We start from the raw sequence: 18,976 nt of genomic DNA, 5'->3' as shown, positions 1-18,976 counted from the left end.
TTATTATCCCTCACTAGGATTATATTCTCGTAGCGCCGTAATACGATCATCCAATGTTGGGTGTGAGCGGAATAGATTGGCGATACTAAAGCCTTGCGTTTGTCCAGACGAGATCGCAAACGCTTTCATACTCTCAGGCATTTGATCTGGTCGCTGTGCAGAAGGACGCAACGCATCAAGCGCACTGATCATTTTTTCGCGGCTGGCAAGTTTTGCGCCCATTTGATCCGCACGGAATTCACGTAAGCGTGAGAACCACATGACGATGGCAGACGCCAAAAACCCAAGCAAAATATCCATCACAATACTGGTGATAAAGTAACCGATACCTGGGCGATCACTGGTGTTTTTGAACACAGTACGGTCCACGAAGCTACCGACAATACGTGCAAAGAACATCACAAACGCATTGACCACGCCTTGAATGAGGGCGAGGGTTACCATATCACCGTTGGCTACATGACCAATCTCATGCGCTAGTACCGCTTCGATTTCATCTTGATTCATATTTTGTAGTAGACCAGAGGATACCGCTACCAGCGCTTTATTCTTATTCCAGCCAGTCGCAAAAGCATTTGGCTGCGAGTTATTAAAAATACCAACCTCAGGCATACCGATGTTTACCGCTTGCGCTTGTTTTGCCACTGTATCTATTAGCCATTGTTCAGTTGGGTTGCGTGCGGATTCTATTACCACCGTACCCGTGGATTTTTTGGCCATCCATTTCGACAGAAATAGCGAAATCATTGAGCCGACCATACCGTAGATACCGCACATAACTGCAAGACTGACATAATTTAGCCCACCTGCCGTATATACACCGCCAATCCCAAAAAACCTAGATAGTATCCCAAACACAATGCTAAAGACCACGATCACGGCCAAGTTGGTCAATAAAAATAATCCAATACGCATCATGACGCTAATTTCCTAATTAAAGTGTTGGTACGGCCTAGATAGACGGTTATCTAAGAGGTTTGTTTGCTATGATAGATTTTACTGTGGTTTTATCTGTCATACTATTTCAATATTGTCAAAATGCTAAAGTAATTATGTTGTCCTAGCTATAGCGAGATTTTTTGAGACAATTAGCGAGTTAGGTATATTGGCTCGTTGCCAAGATTGGTTAGCTACAGTACAACATCACCGAAACTATTGCCTATTGATCTAAGTATTAAGTTTTGGTCAACTATTTCTTATTTTGATTTCTCCGAAGATAATGATGACCAAGATTAATCTTTAAAAAATTATAAAAATGAGAACATCCCATGCAACTAGAAATAAATATTATAGACGCCTTCACTGATACGCTATTCAAAGGTAATCCCGCTGCAGTTATCGTTACAGATGAATGGTTAGATGATGCTTTGATGCAGTCTATTGCGTCTGAAAACAACTTGTCTGAGACCGCTTTTATTGTTCCTGATGACAAAGGTGTTTATCATATTCGTTGGTTCTCACCGTTGACTGAAATTGACTTCTGTGGTCATGCAACCTTAGCGTCTGCCTTTGTGTTGTTTAATAAAAATCCAAATACAAAGTCTATTAAGTTTTCGGCTAAAGCGGTTGGCGTAATGACCATTATCCAAACAGAAGCAGGCAAGATACAAATGGATTTTCCCAATAGAATGCCTGAAAAAATCGATGAGATTCCTGATAGTTTATTAGCAGGTCTATCCATTGCGCCTGCTGAAGTCTATCGTAATACTCAAGCGTATTTCGTCATCTATGATTCTGAATCCGATGTGCTGAATGTCGTGCGTGATAATGAGACATTGAAGCAGCTAGCGCCCTATGATGTGGTGGTAACTTGTCAGGCAACCTCAGAAAAGTATCATGATTATGATTTTGTCTCTAGATACTTTTGGCCAGCAAATGGTGGTGATGAAGACCCAGTAACAGGTTCGATTCATACTGGACTTGCACCTTTATGGGCCAAGCGTTTAGCTAAAAATGAATTAGTCGCTTATCAAGCATCTAGTCGCGGCGGTGTGCTTGACTGTACCGTGGCAGACGATAGAGTGCTTATTTCTGGCAATGCCGTACAATACCTGACTGGATTTATCACCGTTGAGGAGTAGATACGTTTGACAGAACTGAAGACCGTTGGACTGTTTGCGCTTACCGCATTGGCTGAGATTGCAGGGTGTTATCTGCCTTATCTATGGTTACGAGAAGGCAAGTCAATCTGGCTGCTGATACCTGGCGCGCTGAGTTTGGTGGCTTTTGTCTGGCTGCTTTCATTACATCCGACTGCTGCGGGTAGGGTATATGCGGCCTATGGCGGTGTATATATTTGTATGGCAATTTTGTGGTTATGGACTGTCAACGGTATACGGCCGACTACTTGGGATATAGTGGGTTCGGCTATTGCACTATTAGGAATGGCGATTATTATGTTTGCGCCGCGCAGTGCCTAACGAAAAACGAGAGGCCAACTCAAAAAAATGCCAATCAAACCATTAGGTGAGATCGGCATATTGATACGATAAGTATTAGGGCGTGTCCCTAATTCAAACGTTTATCACTAAATGGGCTAAAAATGGCTAAATCTTTACCAAACGGCGTCAAATAGCTGGTCAATATCTCGATATTGTCTGCACTATTTTCCTTGTTTGTCTGCAATTTATCTCATTTTTATCACTATTTTTAAAATAGGGACACGCCCTAATGTTTACCTAAAATACTACCATTGTCGTCTTTCTTGGCTTGTTTAGCCGCTTTTTTTTCTTTGGCTGTCAGAAGTGGCTTCTTTTTGACATTCTTTTTACTGTCTTGACCTTTACTCATGGTAATTCCTTTGTAGATAACGCATACAATCCGCTAAGCCAATTGAGCTGACTTAAGGTAAGTATGGTGACGACTAACATAGTCGCTTACTAAATCGAGTATAGGCTTAAGCATGAGTAATAGATAGCACTCGCACAATTCGCCTACGATTCATTTCTTTTGCTTTTTCTTTTAGCCAAATAATTGCTTTAGCCAAGCTATGCGCTAATCGATTCGTTCCATTAATCATGGTATTCATAAGTGCTTACTTACGGATACATGGCGATTTGCTATAATAAGGCATAAACCGATTAATCAATGCGGCAAACTCTTACTTATTAACATTTAGCACCATCGTGCTCACTGTTTTGGTCACCTTATTATGCGTATACGTAAACTATTCAAATTTGAAAATGCTCATATCGTTCGCAACTGTAGCTCTGAGCGCTGCAAACACTCCATCCATGGTCACAGCTATCAGATTGAGCTGATTTTAGAGGCCACCCGTCTAGACCATGGGCAAATGGTTTATGACTTTGGGCTACTAAAATCTTCGATCAAAGATATTATCGACAGCTTTGATCATGCCATTTGTTTTTGGAACAAAGACGATCCTGAATATGTCGCAGCGTGTAAGAAATTTAGCGCACGCTGGATTAGCCTGCCAGTGTCACCATCGGCAGAGCAGTTTTCACGTGTGATATTTTTCTGGGCGCAAGAAATACTGCGCCAGACGCAAATGCAAAATGGTGAAGCAGATGTCAGTGTGTATTCAGTGATTGCCCATGAGACCGCGACGGGTTACGCGCAGTGTTTCGCCGATGATGTGGCAAATGAGCAGATGGGTAAGCTGGTTTTAGAGGATTTTGAATTTAGTGAACAAGTTCGTGCTGAATGGACGGACTCTGAGCTATACGCCAAGCTGATTCGCGGTGAAAGCTTCACCAACCCAACGGTGACTATGCAGGTTCAGACTGATGCATAATGATCAATCAATAGAAAACAGTGACATCGTGCAAACTTTGATACTGAACTCTGAGCAAGACACTCAGTCACTGGCTGAGCAATTAGCGACATTGCCGCTGACGGGCAGTGTGTGGTTAGCAGGGGATTTGGGCGCTGGCAAGACCACTTTAACGCGTTACTGGTTGCATGCTCTCGGTCATACTGGTGCGGTAAAAAGTCCCACCTATACTTTGGTTGAGCCTTATAGCATTGAACAAAACAATGGCACGACTAAGCCAGTTTATCATGCAGACCTATACCGTCTGCAAGATCCAGAAGAGCTGTCTTTTATTGGCTTTGATGAGTATTTAGATGAGCCTGAAGCGCTCGTTATCATTGAATGGGCGAGCCGTGCTGATGGTTATCTACCGATGCCAACTTTGTTTATCGATATTACGCAAGTTGAAAGCGACGATAAAGGTAATGAAGCACGCCAAGTGCAATTAAGAGTATCAAAAGCAGGCCAAGCGCAAGGTCTGGATTTATCAAAATTTAATATCTAAATCACACCACTTACCATTCTTTTAAAATATGACATCTATCAATGCCAGATAACCACCCCAACACACGTATCAAAAAACTATCGCCGCTGCTCATTAATCAACTAGCAGCAGGTGAGGTCGTGACGCGTCCAGCAGCGGTCGTCAAAGAGCTGCTCGAAAATGCCATTGATGCAGGTGCCACCAATATTGAGGTACGTATTACTCAAGGTGGTATGGGCATGATTGAGGTGATAGATGATGGTACCGGCATTCATCCTGATGATATGGTGATGGCGATTACTCGTCATGCGACCAGCAAGGTCGCTGATGTTGCGAACTTGCATGGTATTACAACGCTCGGTTTTCGCGGTGAAGCATTGGCAGCGATGGCGGCTGTCTCTCGTTTGACCTTGACTAGTAGCCATGATGATAGTGGTATTGGTCGTCAATTGCAGGTGGCTGGAATATTAGATGATACACCGAAGCTCACACCAGTCGTTCATAATCGCGGCACAACAATCATAGTCAAAGACTTATATTTCAATGTGCCTGCCCGCCGGGGTAATTTAAAATCTATTGCCACTGAATTTGGCCACATCGAGACCATCGTCCGTGAAGTCGCACTGGCGCGAGCTGATGTCGCCCTGACACTTTTTCATGACAATAAAAAGCGGTTATCATTGTCTGCAAATGCTACAAACGTTAACGATAATGATGCTAACCGTCTACCGTTGCCGCGTTTAGAACAAGCGACTGGTATGCCATTAACGGACAATGCGCTAGCAGTATCGATAGATCTATCGAGTCTTGTGCAGTCGTCTGTAGCGTACGGCGATAGCACGGTTAATCAGGCAGCAATCAGTGGCTGGTTATGGCCGATGACTGATGAGCAGATAGCATTGCCAAAGCTAATTTATGTGAATGGCAGGCTGGTAAAAGAAGCATTGATTAGCAATCAAATGCGTCAACTGGCTCAGAGTGCTCAGCTAGCAGGTATGGGGTATGCGCTTTATTTTGAGTTGCCAACCCAATGGCTCAATGTCAATGTACATCCATCAAAGCAGCGTATCAAAATCAGTCCGCTAAACAATATCATGGCTCACTTAAGCCATACGATTCGTTCACAGCTAAAAATAGTCAATGCTACGCCAAAGGTTGCTAGCCCCGATAATCCAGAAGTGTCAAAAAAAGACGTCTCTGTAGATAATTTGTCTGACACACATTTGCCCAATGATATGCCTATAGATCACACAAGACAGAGCAGGCAAGTACAAGAACCTAGACAATCATATCAATCTGCCTCAAGCAAATCATTTCCAGATAAATCACTAGCTCAAGAACCAGCACCATCTTATGTCGATGAGCCGTTACAGCAAAGTCGCCATACTTCGTATCGTTCATCCGAAGCGCCTACAGTTTCATCCTTACCAATCTGCTTGGATATTATTAATGATGCAGAGGCTCTTGTTATCGATTCAACCGCAACTGATAAAAACCTACCTTGGCTCTTATTTTATCATCAAGGGCAATGTCTATTAATAAGTACTAAAGACTGGCAGTCAAAGGTAAGCCAGTTGTTTGAATCATCTATATTTAGCAATAAGGTATTTAAAAAAGATAAAATGTCAAACAGTGCTATGGAGATCAATCATCAGCTTACAACAGTAAGCTCGCAAATGACTGCACAAGACTCAGCAGTTTTTGTCGCAGATCTCGCTGATATACTGACAAGAAATGCGATCAAAATCTTAGACAGTCATCGTTTAGTCACACTAATGTTATCTTCTACATCCGAATAAATATCAAGCTGACTACTATTTTAGCCAACTACATATTGAGAAAGGCAATTCTATGCAATATTCGTCTGATAGCGTATCTAAAAATCTGTCGGATAATAGTGTCGTGTGTCTGATGGCACCAACTGCTAGCGGAAAAACAGCATTAGCATATGAATTATACGATACAGGCCGTTTTGAACTGATTTCTGTGGATTCAGCACTGATATATCGCGATATGAATATTGGTACCGCAAAACCAACAGCAGATGAGTTAACGCGTTATCCGCATCATTTGGTTGATATTATTGATCCCATGCAAAGCTATAGCGTCGCTGAGTTTGTTGGTGATGTAGCACGTCTTATTGATGAGTGTCATGAGCGCAAAAAGATACCGCTGTTAGTAGGCGGCACTATGATGTACTACATGGCGCTACTCGATGGCCTGTCTTCAGTGCCTGATAGCGATGACAGCGTACGTGCACGCGTAGAACAATGGCGTCAAGAGGAAGGTATCAGTGCTTTATATGATTATCTTGGCAATGTTGACCCGATAAGCCATCAGCGTTTGAATGCGACGGATACTCAGCGCATTACTCGGGCAATTGAGGTTTATTTGCAGACAGATAGGCCCATAAGCGACTGGCAGCGTGAGCCGAAACAAGCTTTGGCCCATCATCCAGAACAGCAGTGGCATGCATTGTCAGTGATACCAGACCGCCCGTGGTTACATGCGCGTATCGAACAGCGCCTTGATATCATGTGGCAAGAAGGGTTAGTGGCAGAGGTTGTTGGCTTACTTGAGAAGTACCCGCTGACCCCTAATATGCCGTCGATGCGCTGTGTGGGTTATCGCCAAGTATTAGAATATCTCGTTCGTACGCAGCATCCAGTATTGGATAAAACCCATTTGGACAAAGCCCAATTTTATGAAGCCTTCGCAGACTCTAAAAGCCTAATGGCCATAAATAAGATACAAGGCGAGGGCGTTTACACAAATGCTCAGCCAGATGTATCCTATGCTGAGACCGAAGCGCTTGCTTGTCAGGAAATGCAAAATAAGGCATTATATGCCACAAGGCAGCTGGCAAAGCGTCAGTACACATGGTTGCGAAAAGTAATACAGCTCCCTAATGCTTCTTCAGCATTGGCAATGGGATCTGATAGTACTGCTACTAATAACACCATAGTACTAAAAACATTTGCGACGATGGAGCAGGCAAGAAATTATCTGTATTGAAAAGATGTTTCTTGCTTTTTACTTTATAAGAATCAAACTTAATGTGGATTATTTTCGTAGAAAGCTCTATTCATAGATGAAAGCATAATCACAATTAGTTTCAAAAATTAGCATAGATAGCTGTTATAATTTAAATTCTCTGAAAATGCAGTAGGAAGCGAATATAACTGCTTCGATAATAAGCATTAGTTGACATTTGTAGATAAAATAATTAGTGAAACAAGTAGTTACTTAATTATTTACAATAATAACGTATTCGCGATAAAGTGGAATAACTTAAGAACAATGAATATTTATTTAGATACGTTTTATAAAGAAAACATATTATTGTATCTACCTTTTAGCCACTATAATTAAATTGACACTTAGAATAATTGGCACTCAAAACATAACTATATAATATTTAGGAGAGATTTCATGTCAAAAGGACAAACTTTACAAGATCCATTCTTGAATTCGCTGCGCAAAGATCGCATTCCTGTCTCTATTTTTTTGGTTAACGGTATCAAGCTGCAAGGCCAAATTGAATCGTTCGATCAATATGTTGTCCTCCTCAAAAATACAGTCAGTCAGATGGTATATAAACATGCCATCTCAACCGTAGTGCCAGCTCGTAACCCGCGTAGTAGTACAACCACTACAGGTACTGGCGCTCAACCTCAAGGCTTAGCGCAAACTGGCTATCAAGGTGGTGGCTTTGAGCGTGGCAGCAATCCTGTTGCGGGCGGTTTTGAAGAGCGTGGTTTCGCCTCTAGTCGTAGTGGATTTAATCGCGGAGGGTTCAGTCAAGGTCAAGAACGTGGCTTTGAGCGTGGTAGCTTTGGACAAGGTCAGGAACGCGGTTTTGAGCGCGGCGGCTTTGGACAGGATCGTGGTTTTGATGCACCGACAGACGGTACGGGCTTTGAAGAAAAGCCGGACAACGGATCGAATGATACCAATAGTTAATTAGTTGTACGAATTGAGTGTATTATCCAACTATACATCAAGAGATATGATTTATACGATTAAGACCTGCTGCTATAGTGGGTTTTTTTTATATAAATAAGCAGATAGTTACTGTAAAAAATAATGGCTGTCTCCATTATATAAATGGTAGGCCATTATTAATATGAAACAGAGTATAGTAAAATACTAGGTTGATTCATTATAAAAATAGAGCAGATTCATGAGCGATACTAAAACTGATTTGACCCATGAGCAATTTATCACAACGGCTATTGACGCGATTAATACTGAGATATCTGCATTAGCATTGTTGACAGAGCAGATAGATGACAGGTTTGCACAAGCATGTGACGTTATTTTGGCTTGTCAGGGTCGAGTGGTAGTAACGGGCATGGGTAAATCAGGATTGATTGGACGTAAAATAGCAGCGACTTTTGCCTCGACGGGTACGCCTGCTTTTTTTATGCATCCTGGTGAGGCAGGTCATGGCGATTTGGGCATGCTTGTCAAAGGTGATGTACTGCTTGCTATCTCGAACTCTGGTGAATCCGATGAGATTAAAATGCTACTACCAGTGGTCAAACGCTTGAACATCCCTCTAATTAGTATCAGCCGAGATAAACGCGGTATGCTGCCACGAGCGGCTGATATTGTTTTGACCCTTGGCCACTCACAAGAGGCTTGTCCGCTCAATCTTGCCCCTACATCGAGTACAACGGCTACCTTAGCGTTAGGGGATGCTCTAGCGGTCGCCTTGGTACATGCTCGTAACTTCACTTCTGAGGACTTTGCATTATCGCATCCAGCGGGCGCATTAGGTCGTCAACTATTGACGCGTGTCGAAGATTTAATGCATACCAAGTCAGAAGACTTACCCTTGATTCACCAACAAGCACCGCTACAGCAAGCACTATTTACGATGTCTGCTGGACGCTTAGGGATGACCGTGGTGACGGATGATAATGAGAAAGTCGTTGGGGTATTTACAGATGGTGACTTACGCCGTGGTCTTGAAAAAGGTATTGATCTACAAACGCCGATGAATGAGGTAATGGTCAGTAACCCACGCCATATCAGTAAAACAATGCGCGCATCGGATGCCTTGAGTGTCATGAATGAAAATGGTATCAGTCAGTTACTAATTATTGATGATGAAGATCGTTTAGAAGCAGTCATTACGGTTCATGATCTACTACAAGCTGGTGTAAAGTAATTCATTAATAGTTGATAGAACGATTGGTTTTTCATATAAAATAGTTAGAAAAATATTCGTCAAAAAGAGACAAATAATGCAAGATTTAATAAAAAAAGCCGGACAAGTAAAGCTATTGGTCATGGATGTCGATGGGATTTTATCTAATGGTCAAATTATCTACGACGCAAATGGTATCGAAACCAAAGCGTTTTCAGTACAGGATGGCGTGGGTGTTAAGTCTCTAGCGCGTTATGGCATTTTAACTGCTATTATTACTGGGCGTAGCAGCGCTATGGTTGATAGACGTGCAACAGAAATGGGTGTCAATCACGTGGTACAAGGACGGGATGATAAGCTCATTGCACTAAAAGAGTTATTATCGTCTCTTGATCCTGCGCTCAATATTACTGCTGCCGACTGCGCTTATATGGGTGATGACTTGCCAGATATTAAAGCGATGCAAACGGTAGGGTTTACAGCAACCGTGCCCAATGCACACGCGGAAGTCATAAAACGCAGTGATATGGTCACCACTCGAGCAGGTGGCACCGGCGCAGTACGTGAAGTATGTGATCTCATTTTAAAGGGTCATGGACATTATCAAGACTTTATCGCACATTATACGCTTGATGAAACTCAAGCTCAGGATGAACTATCGTGAATACACGTGTTCTCATTATATTAGCGTTGATTATTGCCGGTATTGCGGGCTGGTTTTTCCAGCAACAAGGGGATGTGTCGCCACCAGTCAATATCGAGACGACAGATGTCGATTATGAAGCCACTGATATCAAAGCAGTTCAGACGAATGAGCAAGGTGAAACTGAGTATGAACTTACTGCTGAGTCTTTAACGCATAATCCTGAGACCAATCAGGATGAGATGTCAGGCATCACGATGAATTGGGAGCCGTCAACAGAGCAGCGCTACCGTATTCAAGCAGGTAGTGCAGCCATCAGTCAGCAAACAGGGGAGTTGAGCTTATCAGGTGGTTTTACACTGGTTAGCGAAGGTAATAAAGAGGCGTCTGATATTGAGCCAATAAAAGTGACTGGTAGTACCCTAAAAGGCAATACAAAGTCTGGTCAAGTGTATAGCGATGAGCCTGTCAAAATTGAACAAGGGATGAATCGTTTTGAAGCATCCAGCATGACTGCCAATCTGGAAACGGGTGAATATGAGTTTGGGCAAGTTGCTGTCGCTTTTACGCCCGCTGATCGTCAAGACAAAGCATTATTTTAAACTAGCGTTTTCTACTACATTAAAACAGCAGCCATCATGAAGTTTGCAAATCCTATCACCAATTATGAAACGAGTTATTATATGAAATCTAAATTTTTGCCTACTTTATGCGCATCAATCTGCTCACATAAGCTACGTGTTGTTCCAACGTTTATGTTGTTAGCCCTACCATTGTATAGCCATGCACTGCCATCAGATGCCAATCAGCAAATCAAACTGCTAGCGGACAAGGCCACTTATAGTGAGCGTACTGGCGTCACTAGTTACTCAGGTAATGTCATTATTACTCAAGGTACTTTTAAAATGACTGCGGACAATATTACAGTCAATCTCTCGCAGCAGCGCAGCATTAATTCAGCGGTAGCGACGGGTCGTCCAGCAACTATGCAGCAGGTTGTGACGCAAGAAAAAGGCTTGGCAAAAGGTCAGGCAAATAAGATTGATTATAACGCGGTATCTGGCATTATCACCTTAACAGGAAATGCCAAGCTGGTTCAGAATGGGGCAAGTTTTGCCGGTAATGTTATTCGTTATAGTCTAAAAGCAGGTGATGTAGAAGCGACCGCTGGTGGTAATCAGCGAGTAGAGTTGGTATTTCCACCAAATAATAATACCAACCAAAGTGGCGTTCGCTAACCTAGCTAACTAAAGCATAAATAGGTTTTTGGTGGTATACGAATATCGTGAAAGCAAGAGTAAGCTATGAGTGACAATAAAAATATAGATTCTTCAGTATCAAATAGCGATACGGCGCCTGTCGCTCGCTTGACTATGCAAAATTTGGGTAAACGTTACGGCAAGCGCTGGGTAGTCAAAGATGTCTCGTTTTCTGTTGAGCAAGGCCAAGTTGTTGGACTGCTAGGCCCGAATGGTGCTGGTAAAACGACTAGTTTTTACATGGTGGTGGGACTGGTCAATATGGATAAGGGCCGTGTCACTCTAGGAAAAATGGATCTGTCTAAATACGCTATGCACGAGCGTGCTCGTGCTGGTATTGGTTATTTGCCGCAAGAAGCGTCGATTTTCCGTAAATTATCTATCGAAGACAATATATTGGCGATTTTGCAGACTCGTATAGAATTAAGTAAAGCCGAGCAGCAGCAAGAGCTTGAAAAGCTGATTGGCGAATTTCATTTAGAACATGTACGTACCTCACTTGGAATGAGTGTGTCAGGCGGCGAGCGTCGTCGCTGTGAAATTGCTCGTGCGCTAGCAGCGGATCCTAAATTTATCTTATTGGATGAGCCATTTGCCGGTGTAGACCCCATTTCTGTTGGCGATATCAAGGATGTTATTTTGACACTGAAAAATCGTGGTATTGGTGTCTTAATCACTGATCACAATGTTCGTGATACGTTAGCCATCTGTGAAAAGGCTTATATTGTTTCAGAAGGGGCTATCATTGCCGAAGGTACTTCATCGGAAGTATTAGAAAATGATCTGGTCAAATCTGTTTACTTAGGTAAAGACTTTCAAGTATAGCCCGCTGTGCTAAATCATTTTTTACTCATATTCTTATCTACACGAACTGCTGGTTTTGGCATTGCAACTAACTTATAAAGCCAGCAGTCAACATCTTCATTATATTTAGAATAACCTACGCTTAACGCTCTCCCTTCTATCAAATACAGCTTTCGATACTCACAACTGGCTGATCGCGACAAACACTCTTACATTCCCACTCATCAAAGAGCGTACGATATTTTATTCATTATTCTCGACTAATCATCTGGATAAGGCTCATCACTTATGGCAAAAAATAAAAGCAGTTATGTCTGTCAGAATTGCGGCGCGCATTTTGGCAAATGGGCAGGGCAGTGTACAGATTGCGGCGAATGGAATAGCTTGGTAGAAGCGCCAAATGTCAGTATGCCGCATCACAATAAAAGTACCGCCAAGCCTAATGCCGGCCGATCCACTTCTCGTAGTACTGCTGCACCAGTTGGTAACTTCTCTGGCACTCACAGCGCAGTTATGCCACTTAACGCAGTCAGTGTGACGTTAGACACACGCTTGCCAACAGGCATTAGTGAGTTTGATCGTGTGCTGGGTGGCGGATTGGTAGCTGGTTCTGTCGTACTAATCGGTGGTGACCCGGGTATTGGTAAGTCAACCATATTGTTGCAGACAGCGACCAATATGGCACGTGCCGATTCTTTGGCAGGTAGCGCGCTTTATGTGACTGGCGAAGAGTCACTTGCACAAGTAGCTATGCGTGCCAAACGCTTAGATTTACCTGCTGATAGACTTCGCGTACTCGCAGAAACCAATGTAGAAACCATTTGTGCGGCCTTGACCCAAGAGCAGCCAGCCATTGCTATTATTGACTCTATCCAGACTATTTATACTGACGCCATCAATTCTGCACCAGGCGGCGTCAGTCAAATCAGAGAGTCTGCCGCGATCTTAACGCGCTATGCAAAGCAAACAGGTACAGCGCTATTTTTAGTGGGCCATGTGACGAAAGAAGGCACTTTAGCAGGCCCACGTGTACTTGAGCATATGGTCGATACGGTATTGTATTTTGAAGGTCAGTCTGACTCACGTTTTCGGATGATTCGTGCAGTCAAAAACCGTTTTGGTGCGGTTAATGAGCTGGGTATTTTTGGCATGACTGACATGGGGCTCAAAGAAGTTGCCAACCCATCAGCGATATTTTTGAGCCGTTATGATAAGCCCGTTGCTGGATCTGTTGTTATGGTTAGCCGTGAAGGGACTAGGCCATTACTGGTTGAGGTTCAGGCACTGGTTGATGACTCCCAAGGACAGCCTAGGCGCATGGCATTAGGTTTAGATTTTCAGCGATTGTCTATGCTACTAGCAGTGATGCATCGTCATGGTGGCATTCATACCAGTGGACAAGACGTCTATGTCAACGTTGTTGGTGGCGTCAAAGTCATAGAGACTGGATCTGATTTGGCAGTGTTGTTGGCATGTGCATCAAGCATCAAAGAAAAGCCATTACCATCGTCATTAGCAGTGTTTGGTGAGGTCGGTTTATCTGGTGAAATCCGTCCAGTACCCAACGGTCAGGAGCGTTTAAAAGAAGCGATGAAGCATGGGTTCAAACATGCGATTATTCCAAAGGCCAATGCACCTGCTAAAGATGCGCCTCAATTTAAAGGAATCAATGTGATTGCTGTTGAACGTCTTGACGATGCCATCGAAAGTGCCTTTGAGTTATAGATAGTCTCAGGAAGTATAAAGGATGTTATCAAAAAAGCGCCTAACTCATGATAAGTTAGGCGCTTTTAGTGTTTGTCTTATATGAATTGTCTAAACTTAAGGCCCTGAAACACGCTCAATAGAAACGTTACCAACACCTTTGTTTGTGATACCTAAACGCTTAGCAGCCCCGTAAGATAAGTCCATAACACGGTTGCCATGGAATGGGCCACGATCATTGACTTTTACCACAACGCTTTTACCGTTAGTTTTATTAGTGACTTTAACATAGCAGTTTAATGGTAGTGAGCGATGCGCCGCAGTCAAACCATTCATGTCAAAGGTTTCACCACTGGCTGTTTTACGACCATGAAACTTACGACCATACCAAGAGGCAAGACCAGTTTGCTTAAATTTACTAACAGAATTAGAGGCTACTGCGGTTAGACGCTCTAACACATCTTCATCATTGGTGACTTGAGTGGTATCACTCGCTAATAGTGAACTACTAAGTGCTAATGAAGTAGGCTGACGTGCTGATTTGACCAAACTTGATGCACCATCATGCTGACGGCTAAGCTCACCAAGTACACGATCGATATGGGAGGCGTTATCTTGTGAAATCATCGCAAGGGAGGTTTTTGCTTCTACAGCATTTACATTTGTAGCAACTGCAGAGCCAGCGAATAAAACTGCCGACATAGTAAGTAAACCAGATAAACGCTTATTCATAAATACCTCTATAACTTATACACCAAAACCTAACTCTAAATTTTTAGATTGAGTATGACAGCGTTAGACCAATCTAACAGTGAATCAAACTCTAGAATCTTTATATTAATCTATAGTTTTGATAGCGATTAATATTTAGGGCGAGACTCTTATAGGTTTCAATATATGGTAATTTTTCATTTTATGATCATAAGTAGCGGTAGTAATGACCGTAGTTACTTAGGACATGCTTAAATGATAGTCAGCGATATTCATTGAGTACTTATTTTTAACTTAGAGAGTAAGTACCAATGTCACTATATGTCGTATCTATAAAACTTCCGATATACAAACTTTCTGATATTGCTAAAGTAATGAAGGGTTTAAAAGTTTTTGCGTGATGCTTTGTTATTAAACCGTTAATTAAGTAGTGTATTTGAAAGTCTGAAATCTACAAGATGCTAACTATACGACCAATCTACAACCAAAGTATAATTAAATGCAAAGTTTGTTAGTGGCTATGTACGGGTTATGTATCAAAGTACAGTAAAACGAGGTTAACGCAATTTTTTGTAAAAAACAAGAAATAAAATATTTCAGCCCTGATTTACAATTCATTTTGGTTAAAAAAATCACTGATAATGACAGTATGATACAAGTAATTAAATAACAATGCTTTATGTCTCATGACAGCCTTTTGATAGGCTGGTCATGACTGGGGATCATGTAGTATCTATTAAAAGTAACAAAATATTAATAGTAGAAAAATCGCTGATACTTTGATGTAATCTAAACTTTGTTGTCATTAGTCATGCGAGAGTGCTTTATTTTATGCTCAGTGTTTTTGAGAGATATAAATGATGTGTGTTTGTCACATTTCAATGATAATTTACTGATGTTTTATATATAGTAGAACCTCAATAAAATTGATACAGCATAGGAAACGCGCTCGATTAAACGCTACTTTTCTTGCTTGCTGTGACTGCGTCTCCAGAGGCTGCGAAAAATAGCGTTTAATCTTGCTATACCATTTTTATAATGGTTTCACTATATAAGGTATTGATTATAAGTGTTTTTAACCAGATTTGTGAGTGTGAATCGACATCAATAAGCCAAAACCTGCCATCAAAGTCACGATAGCGGTGCCACCATAGCTGATGAAAGGAAGGGGTACGCCAACAACAGGTAAAATACCGCCAACCATACCGACATTGACGAATATATAAACGAAGAAAGACATGGCAATAGCGCCCGCAAGCAGCCTGCTATAAATGTCAGGATGGGTGAAAGCGATATACAAGGCACGCGACAAAAGGCAAAAGTAAATAAACATCAGCAGCATGACACCTAGTAAACCAAATTCTTCAGAGAAAGCTGCAATAATAAAGTCAGTATGACCTTCTGGTAAAAAATGCAGATGCGACTGTGTGCCTTCTAAATACCCTTTGCCAGTGAGACCACCTGAACCAATAGCGGTCTTTGATTGGATAATATTCCACCCAGCACCTTGTACATCGGCTTCAGGATTGAGTAAGGTTAGGACGCGCGTACGCTGATAATCATGCAACAAAAAGTTCCAAGCAAACGCAATAAAAGGTATCGCTAAAATCACAGCAGCAGAAATCAGACGCCAAGACAGACCTGCCAAGAACAGCACAAAAATGCCACTAGCAGCGACTAAAAGCGAAGTGCCAAGATCAGGCTCTTTTGCAATCAATAACACGGGTACGATAATCAATGCCAGAGTAATGGCAATACTGGACGGTGATGGCGGAAGATCACGCTTGGACAAAAACCAAGCACACATCATCGGCATACCAAGCTTCATAAACTCAGACGGCTGCACACTACCAAACCCAGGTAAGTTGATCCAACGCTGAGCACCCATACGCACTTCACCGATGATATCAACCAATACCAACAATATAAGACCTAACACGTAAAATATAGGCGTAAAGGTACGGTAAAGGCTTGGCGGTATTTGTGCCATCGCAAACATTACGGTGAATGCCACACCGTAACTTACCATCTGACGTATGACCATGCCAACGTCTTGACTGGCAGCACTATATAAAATCGTCAGGCCAATGCAGCAAACCGTTAACAAAAGCAAGGTCAACCACGGGTCGATGTGAATACGTTGCCAGATCGTCGGTGCATGACTTTGGCCTAAGTGATGGCTCTGACGTGAAAAACGGTATTGCGGGTTAGAAGACATAGGCAAAGTTTGGCTAGCAGTTGGAGTAAAAGGGAGAGGTTATCTAAGCTGTCTTATATAAAATATGTGATGAGTATTTGACGGTCTCTATTCTAATAGAAGCTCACGGACAAAAAAACAAGCAGATACTTAACATCTAGGCAATAAAGTCACTGAATTATAAAAGTGATAAGGATAAGTGTTAATTACGAATATCCTGCCTCAGATTAGAGGCGATAGTTTAGCCTGCTTGCTGAAAATTTGATAGTATCGATAAAACGTTTTTAGCGGTAGATTCCTGCAATGATAAAATCAAAAAACCATAACTATGGACAAATCCAGAAGCCTATTCTTGCACTGGTTGTTTGTATGAGTAGCATCAGTGTTCATGCCGCTATCATCAGTGATAATAGTGAACGCCGTATCGAAGTGCGTCAAGGCAGTGGCGACACTAGTAATGCTTATATATCGCCTTCTAACAATGTCTCTAGTCAGCGCCCTGGTGTAACTATGTTAAGTGGCGCAAATGCATCAAATGGCGATAGTATGCAAAGCTTGATTGCACAAAAGCAGCGTGATTTTGAAATTGATGCCAGTCTGTCTATCGAGGAAAACAAACACGTCAATGTGAATCAACGAAGACCGACTTATAATACAACTTACCGTAATAACAGCTACAGCACAACGAATAACACCTATAATAGTGCTAATAACGATCTTACGAGCATGGACTTTAATGCATGGCTCAACAGTAACAGTTACCGTGCTAGGCAAGTAGCCGAATATCAGCGCTATTTGAGTGCACGTGTGGGTGCACAAAATTTACCACCACTGTCTCAGCTACTTACCACCGCGCGCAGCTGGGACAAATGCGGTTATGAGCCTTATCAGCTGCCACCGCGAGAGTTGTGGGCCAATATCGTGCCAACACTACACCTCTATAGTGAGCTAAAAAATAAAGGCATTTTGCCTCTAAGTACTGAAATACGCTCGGTATACCGTAGCCCTGGGCTGAACGACTGTGCTGGCGGTGCTGGCAGTAGCAAGCATATGAATGCAAGTGCCATGGATATTTGGGTGCCAGAGTACGAAGACAACCTATGGCGCCTCAGTACGATGCAGGATGGTCTGTGCCAGTTTTGGCAATATCAAGGACAGTCTTACAACTTTGGCTTGGGTTTATATGCCACAGGTGCGATTCATCTAGATACCGATGGTTATCGTAAATGGGGTTTTAACCATGCCAGTAGTAGCTCTTATTGTCGCTATTAGATAGCTAAGGGTTAACGCGTCATAAGCAAGCGCACACTCAAATTAGTGACAATAAAAAAACGAGAAACAGTATAATATCGCTTATAAATTTTACAGCTAAATGATTAATAGGATGAGCTGGCTAGACGCGCAAGTTCACCAAAAAATTGTTTGGAATTAGAATTTCATGCTCTAATAGTGGCATGTTTATCAATTATCTTTATATCCTTATCGATCTTCAAGGAAGAAGATCACGGTTATTATAAGCGGGATTTATGACAAAGCAGCATTCAGCAGTTGCAAGATGCAGTAAATCGAATGAAAGGAAACAACGTTTTTTTCGCTCAAAATATATTTACACCACGTTAATAGGAATGGCATCATTTTCCGTATTATTGGTGAGTGCCTGCAGTTCAGAACCCTATCCTGAAAACAGCTCGCTGGTGACAGATAAAGCTGCGCTAACACGTGATAGCATCGCACAAAATTCTGAAAACATTGAAGACAGTATTAGAAACTCTTATGCTCGTTTGGCCTCAGAGCGCGCTGATGTATGCCCAAAGTTGATAGAAGAGCAGGGTAGTCAGGTTATTGAGCGTGTTGCAGAAGTAATGGTAAACGATTATTGTGACTATTTCCTATATCCTCGAGAGGGTCAGCATATTTCAGTCGTCACCAACAATCGCCAAATCGAGGCATTACTTATAGTCCCCGCGCTACATAACTTTGCTAATGGTGGTTATAAGGTCATGTCTTACGACAAGCATATCATTCGACTGAGCTATAATGGTGCCACCTATAAGCCTCAAAACCTCAATTACGACATCGTAATGACCATTTCTGATAACTCTGATAAAGAGTATTCGTAGTCTTTTTTGATAGCACAAGTCAGTCACAAGATAATAAGCACATGAGTGATGAGTCGGACATACTGAATCGCTCATCACTCACGCTATTCGTTATCTAACTGAGTGAATTTAACCTAGCTTATTTCCC

19 protein-coding genes are annotated in these 18,976 nt (G+C 42.1%); 15 read left to right on the top strand and 4 right to left on the bottom strand.

Annotated elements, in window-relative coordinates; genetic code table 11:
* Positions 1–3: 3 nt before the first annotated feature.
* On the bottom strand, positions 4–918 hold the full coding sequence (gene htpX, locus BTW00_RS10945; RefSeq protein WP_075107430.1) for a protease HtpX: 915 nt from the start codon (positions 916–918) through the stop codon (positions 4–6).
* Positions 919–1,268: 350 nt separating this feature from the next.
* Here htpX and BTW00_RS10940 point away from each other — a divergent pair, with 350 nt between their 5' ends.
* A complete protein-coding gene (locus BTW00_RS10940; RefSeq protein ID WP_143506598.1) occupies positions 1,269–2,081 on the top strand; it encodes a PhzF family phenazine biosynthesis protein in 813 nt (270 codons plus the stop codon).
* Positions 2,082–2,087: 6 nt separating this feature from the next.
* Positions 2,088–2,420, top strand: a complete 333-nt coding sequence (locus BTW00_RS13945) for a YnfA family protein (RefSeq protein WP_143506596.1) — start codon at positions 2,088–2,090, stop codon at positions 2,418–2,420.
* A gap of 247 nt (positions 2,421–2,667) precedes the next feature.
* On the opposite strand, the gene BTW00_RS14215 is transcribed toward BTW00_RS13945, so the two are convergent.
* The gene (locus BTW00_RS14215) at positions 2,668–2,790 is read right to left on the bottom strand and encodes a hypothetical protein (RefSeq protein WP_021815223.1); all 123 of its coding nucleotides are present in this window, start codon (positions 2,788–2,790) and stop codon (positions 2,668–2,670) included.
* Between the two features lie 361 nt (positions 2,791–3,151).
* Between BTW00_RS14215 and BTW00_RS10935 the strand changes: the two genes are divergently transcribed.
* The 11 genes from BTW00_RS10935 (at position 3,152) to radA (ending at position 13,842) form a co-directional block, all read left to right on the top strand.
* Positions 3,152–3,754, top strand: coding sequence for a 6-carboxytetrahydropterin synthase (locus tag BTW00_RS10935; RefSeq protein WP_075107429.1), 603 nt, complete (start codon positions 3,152–3,154; stop codon positions 3,752–3,754).
* A complete protein-coding gene (gene tsaE / locus BTW00_RS10930) occupies positions 3,747–4,277 on the top strand; it encodes a tRNA (adenosine(37)-N6)-threonylcarbamoyltransferase complex ATPase subunit type 1 TsaE (protein ID WP_075107428.1) in 531 nt (176 codons plus the stop codon). Before BTW00_RS10935 ends, tsaE begins: the two co-directional genes overlap by 8 nt.
* Positions 4,278–4,318: 41 nt before the next feature.
* Positions 4,319–6,055 (top strand): DNA mismatch repair endonuclease MutL, encoded by a 1,737-nt coding sequence (mutL, locus tag BTW00_RS10925; RefSeq protein ID WP_075107427.1) that lies wholly within the window; start codon positions 4,319–4,321, stop codon positions 6,053–6,055.
* A 52-nt stretch (positions 6,056–6,107) separates the two neighbouring features.
* Complete coding sequence (gene miaA / locus BTW00_RS10920; RefSeq protein WP_075107426.1) at positions 6,108–7,271, top strand: tRNA (adenosine(37)-N6)-dimethylallyltransferase MiaA; 1,164 nt, start codon at positions 6,108–6,110, stop codon at positions 7,269–7,271.
* 417 nt (positions 7,272–7,688) lie between these two features.
* Positions 7,689–8,219 carry an RNA chaperone Hfq gene (gene hfq / locus BTW00_RS10915; RefSeq protein WP_075107425.1) on the top strand — a complete coding sequence of 177 codons (531 nt, stop codon included), beginning with the start codon at positions 7,689–7,691 and terminating at the stop codon, positions 8,217–8,219.
* A 220-nt stretch (positions 8,220–8,439) separates the two neighbouring features.
* A complete protein-coding gene (locus tag BTW00_RS10910; protein ID WP_075107424.1) occupies positions 8,440–9,432 on the top strand; it encodes an SIS domain-containing protein in 993 nt (330 codons plus the stop codon).
* 76 nt (positions 9,433–9,508) lie between these two features.
* Positions 9,509–10,075: an HAD family hydrolase gene (locus BTW00_RS10905; protein ID WP_075107423.1), complete on the top strand. Its 567-nt coding sequence runs from the start codon at positions 9,509–9,511 to the stop codon at positions 10,073–10,075.
* The gene (lptC, locus tag BTW00_RS10900) at positions 10,072–10,656 is read left to right on the top strand and encodes an LPS export ABC transporter periplasmic protein LptC (RefSeq protein WP_058024069.1); all 585 of its coding nucleotides are present in this window, start codon (positions 10,072–10,074) and stop codon (positions 10,654–10,656) included. The genes BTW00_RS10905 and lptC overlap by 4 nt, the downstream gene beginning before the upstream one ends.
* A gap of 153 nt (positions 10,657–10,809) precedes the next feature.
* Positions 10,810–11,292, top strand: a complete 483-nt coding sequence (lptA, locus tag BTW00_RS10895) for a lipopolysaccharide transport periplasmic protein LptA (RefSeq protein WP_227511569.1) — start codon at positions 10,810–10,812, stop codon at positions 11,290–11,292.
* 66 nt (positions 11,293–11,358) lie between these two features.
* Positions 11,359–12,138: an LPS export ABC transporter ATP-binding protein gene (gene lptB, locus BTW00_RS10890; RefSeq protein WP_075107422.1), complete on the top strand. Its 780-nt coding sequence runs from the start codon at positions 11,359–11,361 to the stop codon at positions 12,136–12,138.
* 267 nt (positions 12,139–12,405) lie between these two features.
* Positions 12,406–13,842 carry a DNA repair protein RadA gene (gene radA, locus BTW00_RS10885; protein ID WP_075107421.1) on the top strand — a complete coding sequence of 479 codons (1,437 nt, stop codon included), beginning with the start codon at positions 12,406–12,408 and terminating at the stop codon, positions 13,840–13,842.
* 96 nt (positions 13,843–13,938) lie between these two features.
* On the opposite strand, the gene BTW00_RS10880 is transcribed toward radA, so the two are convergent.
* A complete protein-coding gene (locus BTW00_RS10880) occupies positions 13,939–14,553 on the bottom strand; it encodes a septal ring lytic transglycosylase RlpA family protein (RefSeq protein ID WP_058024065.1) in 615 nt (204 codons plus the stop codon).
* A 1,054-nt stretch (positions 14,554–15,607) separates the two neighbouring features.
* Positions 15,608–16,750, bottom strand: a complete 1,143-nt coding sequence (gene rodA / locus BTW00_RS10875; RefSeq protein ID WP_075107420.1) for a rod shape-determining protein RodA — start codon at positions 16,748–16,750, stop codon at positions 15,608–15,610.
* Between the two features lie 348 nt (positions 16,751–17,098).
* Here rodA and BTW00_RS10870 point away from each other — a divergent pair, with 348 nt between their 5' ends.
* Both BTW00_RS10870 and BTW00_RS10865 read left to right on the top strand, forming a co-directional pair.
* Entirely contained in the window at positions 17,099–18,001 is a 903-nt protein-coding gene (locus BTW00_RS10870) for a D-Ala-D-Ala carboxypeptidase family metallohydrolase (RefSeq protein ID WP_256714056.1), read from the top strand.
* Between the two features lie 353 nt (positions 18,002–18,354).
* A complete protein-coding gene (locus tag BTW00_RS10865; protein ID WP_075107418.1) occupies positions 18,355–18,849 on the top strand; it encodes a hypothetical protein in 495 nt (164 codons plus the stop codon).
* The last annotated feature ends 127 nt before the right edge of the window (positions 18,850–18,976 follow it).

The sequence above is a fragment of the Psychrobacter sp. C 20.9 genome, from assembly GCF_001921765.1.
Lineage (GTDB): Bacteria > Pseudomonadota > Gammaproteobacteria > Pseudomonadales > Moraxellaceae > Psychrobacter > Psychrobacter piscatorii_B.
The sequence above is the reverse complement of the archived record's forward strand: the minus strand, read 5'-3'. Positions and strand labels throughout refer to the sequence as shown.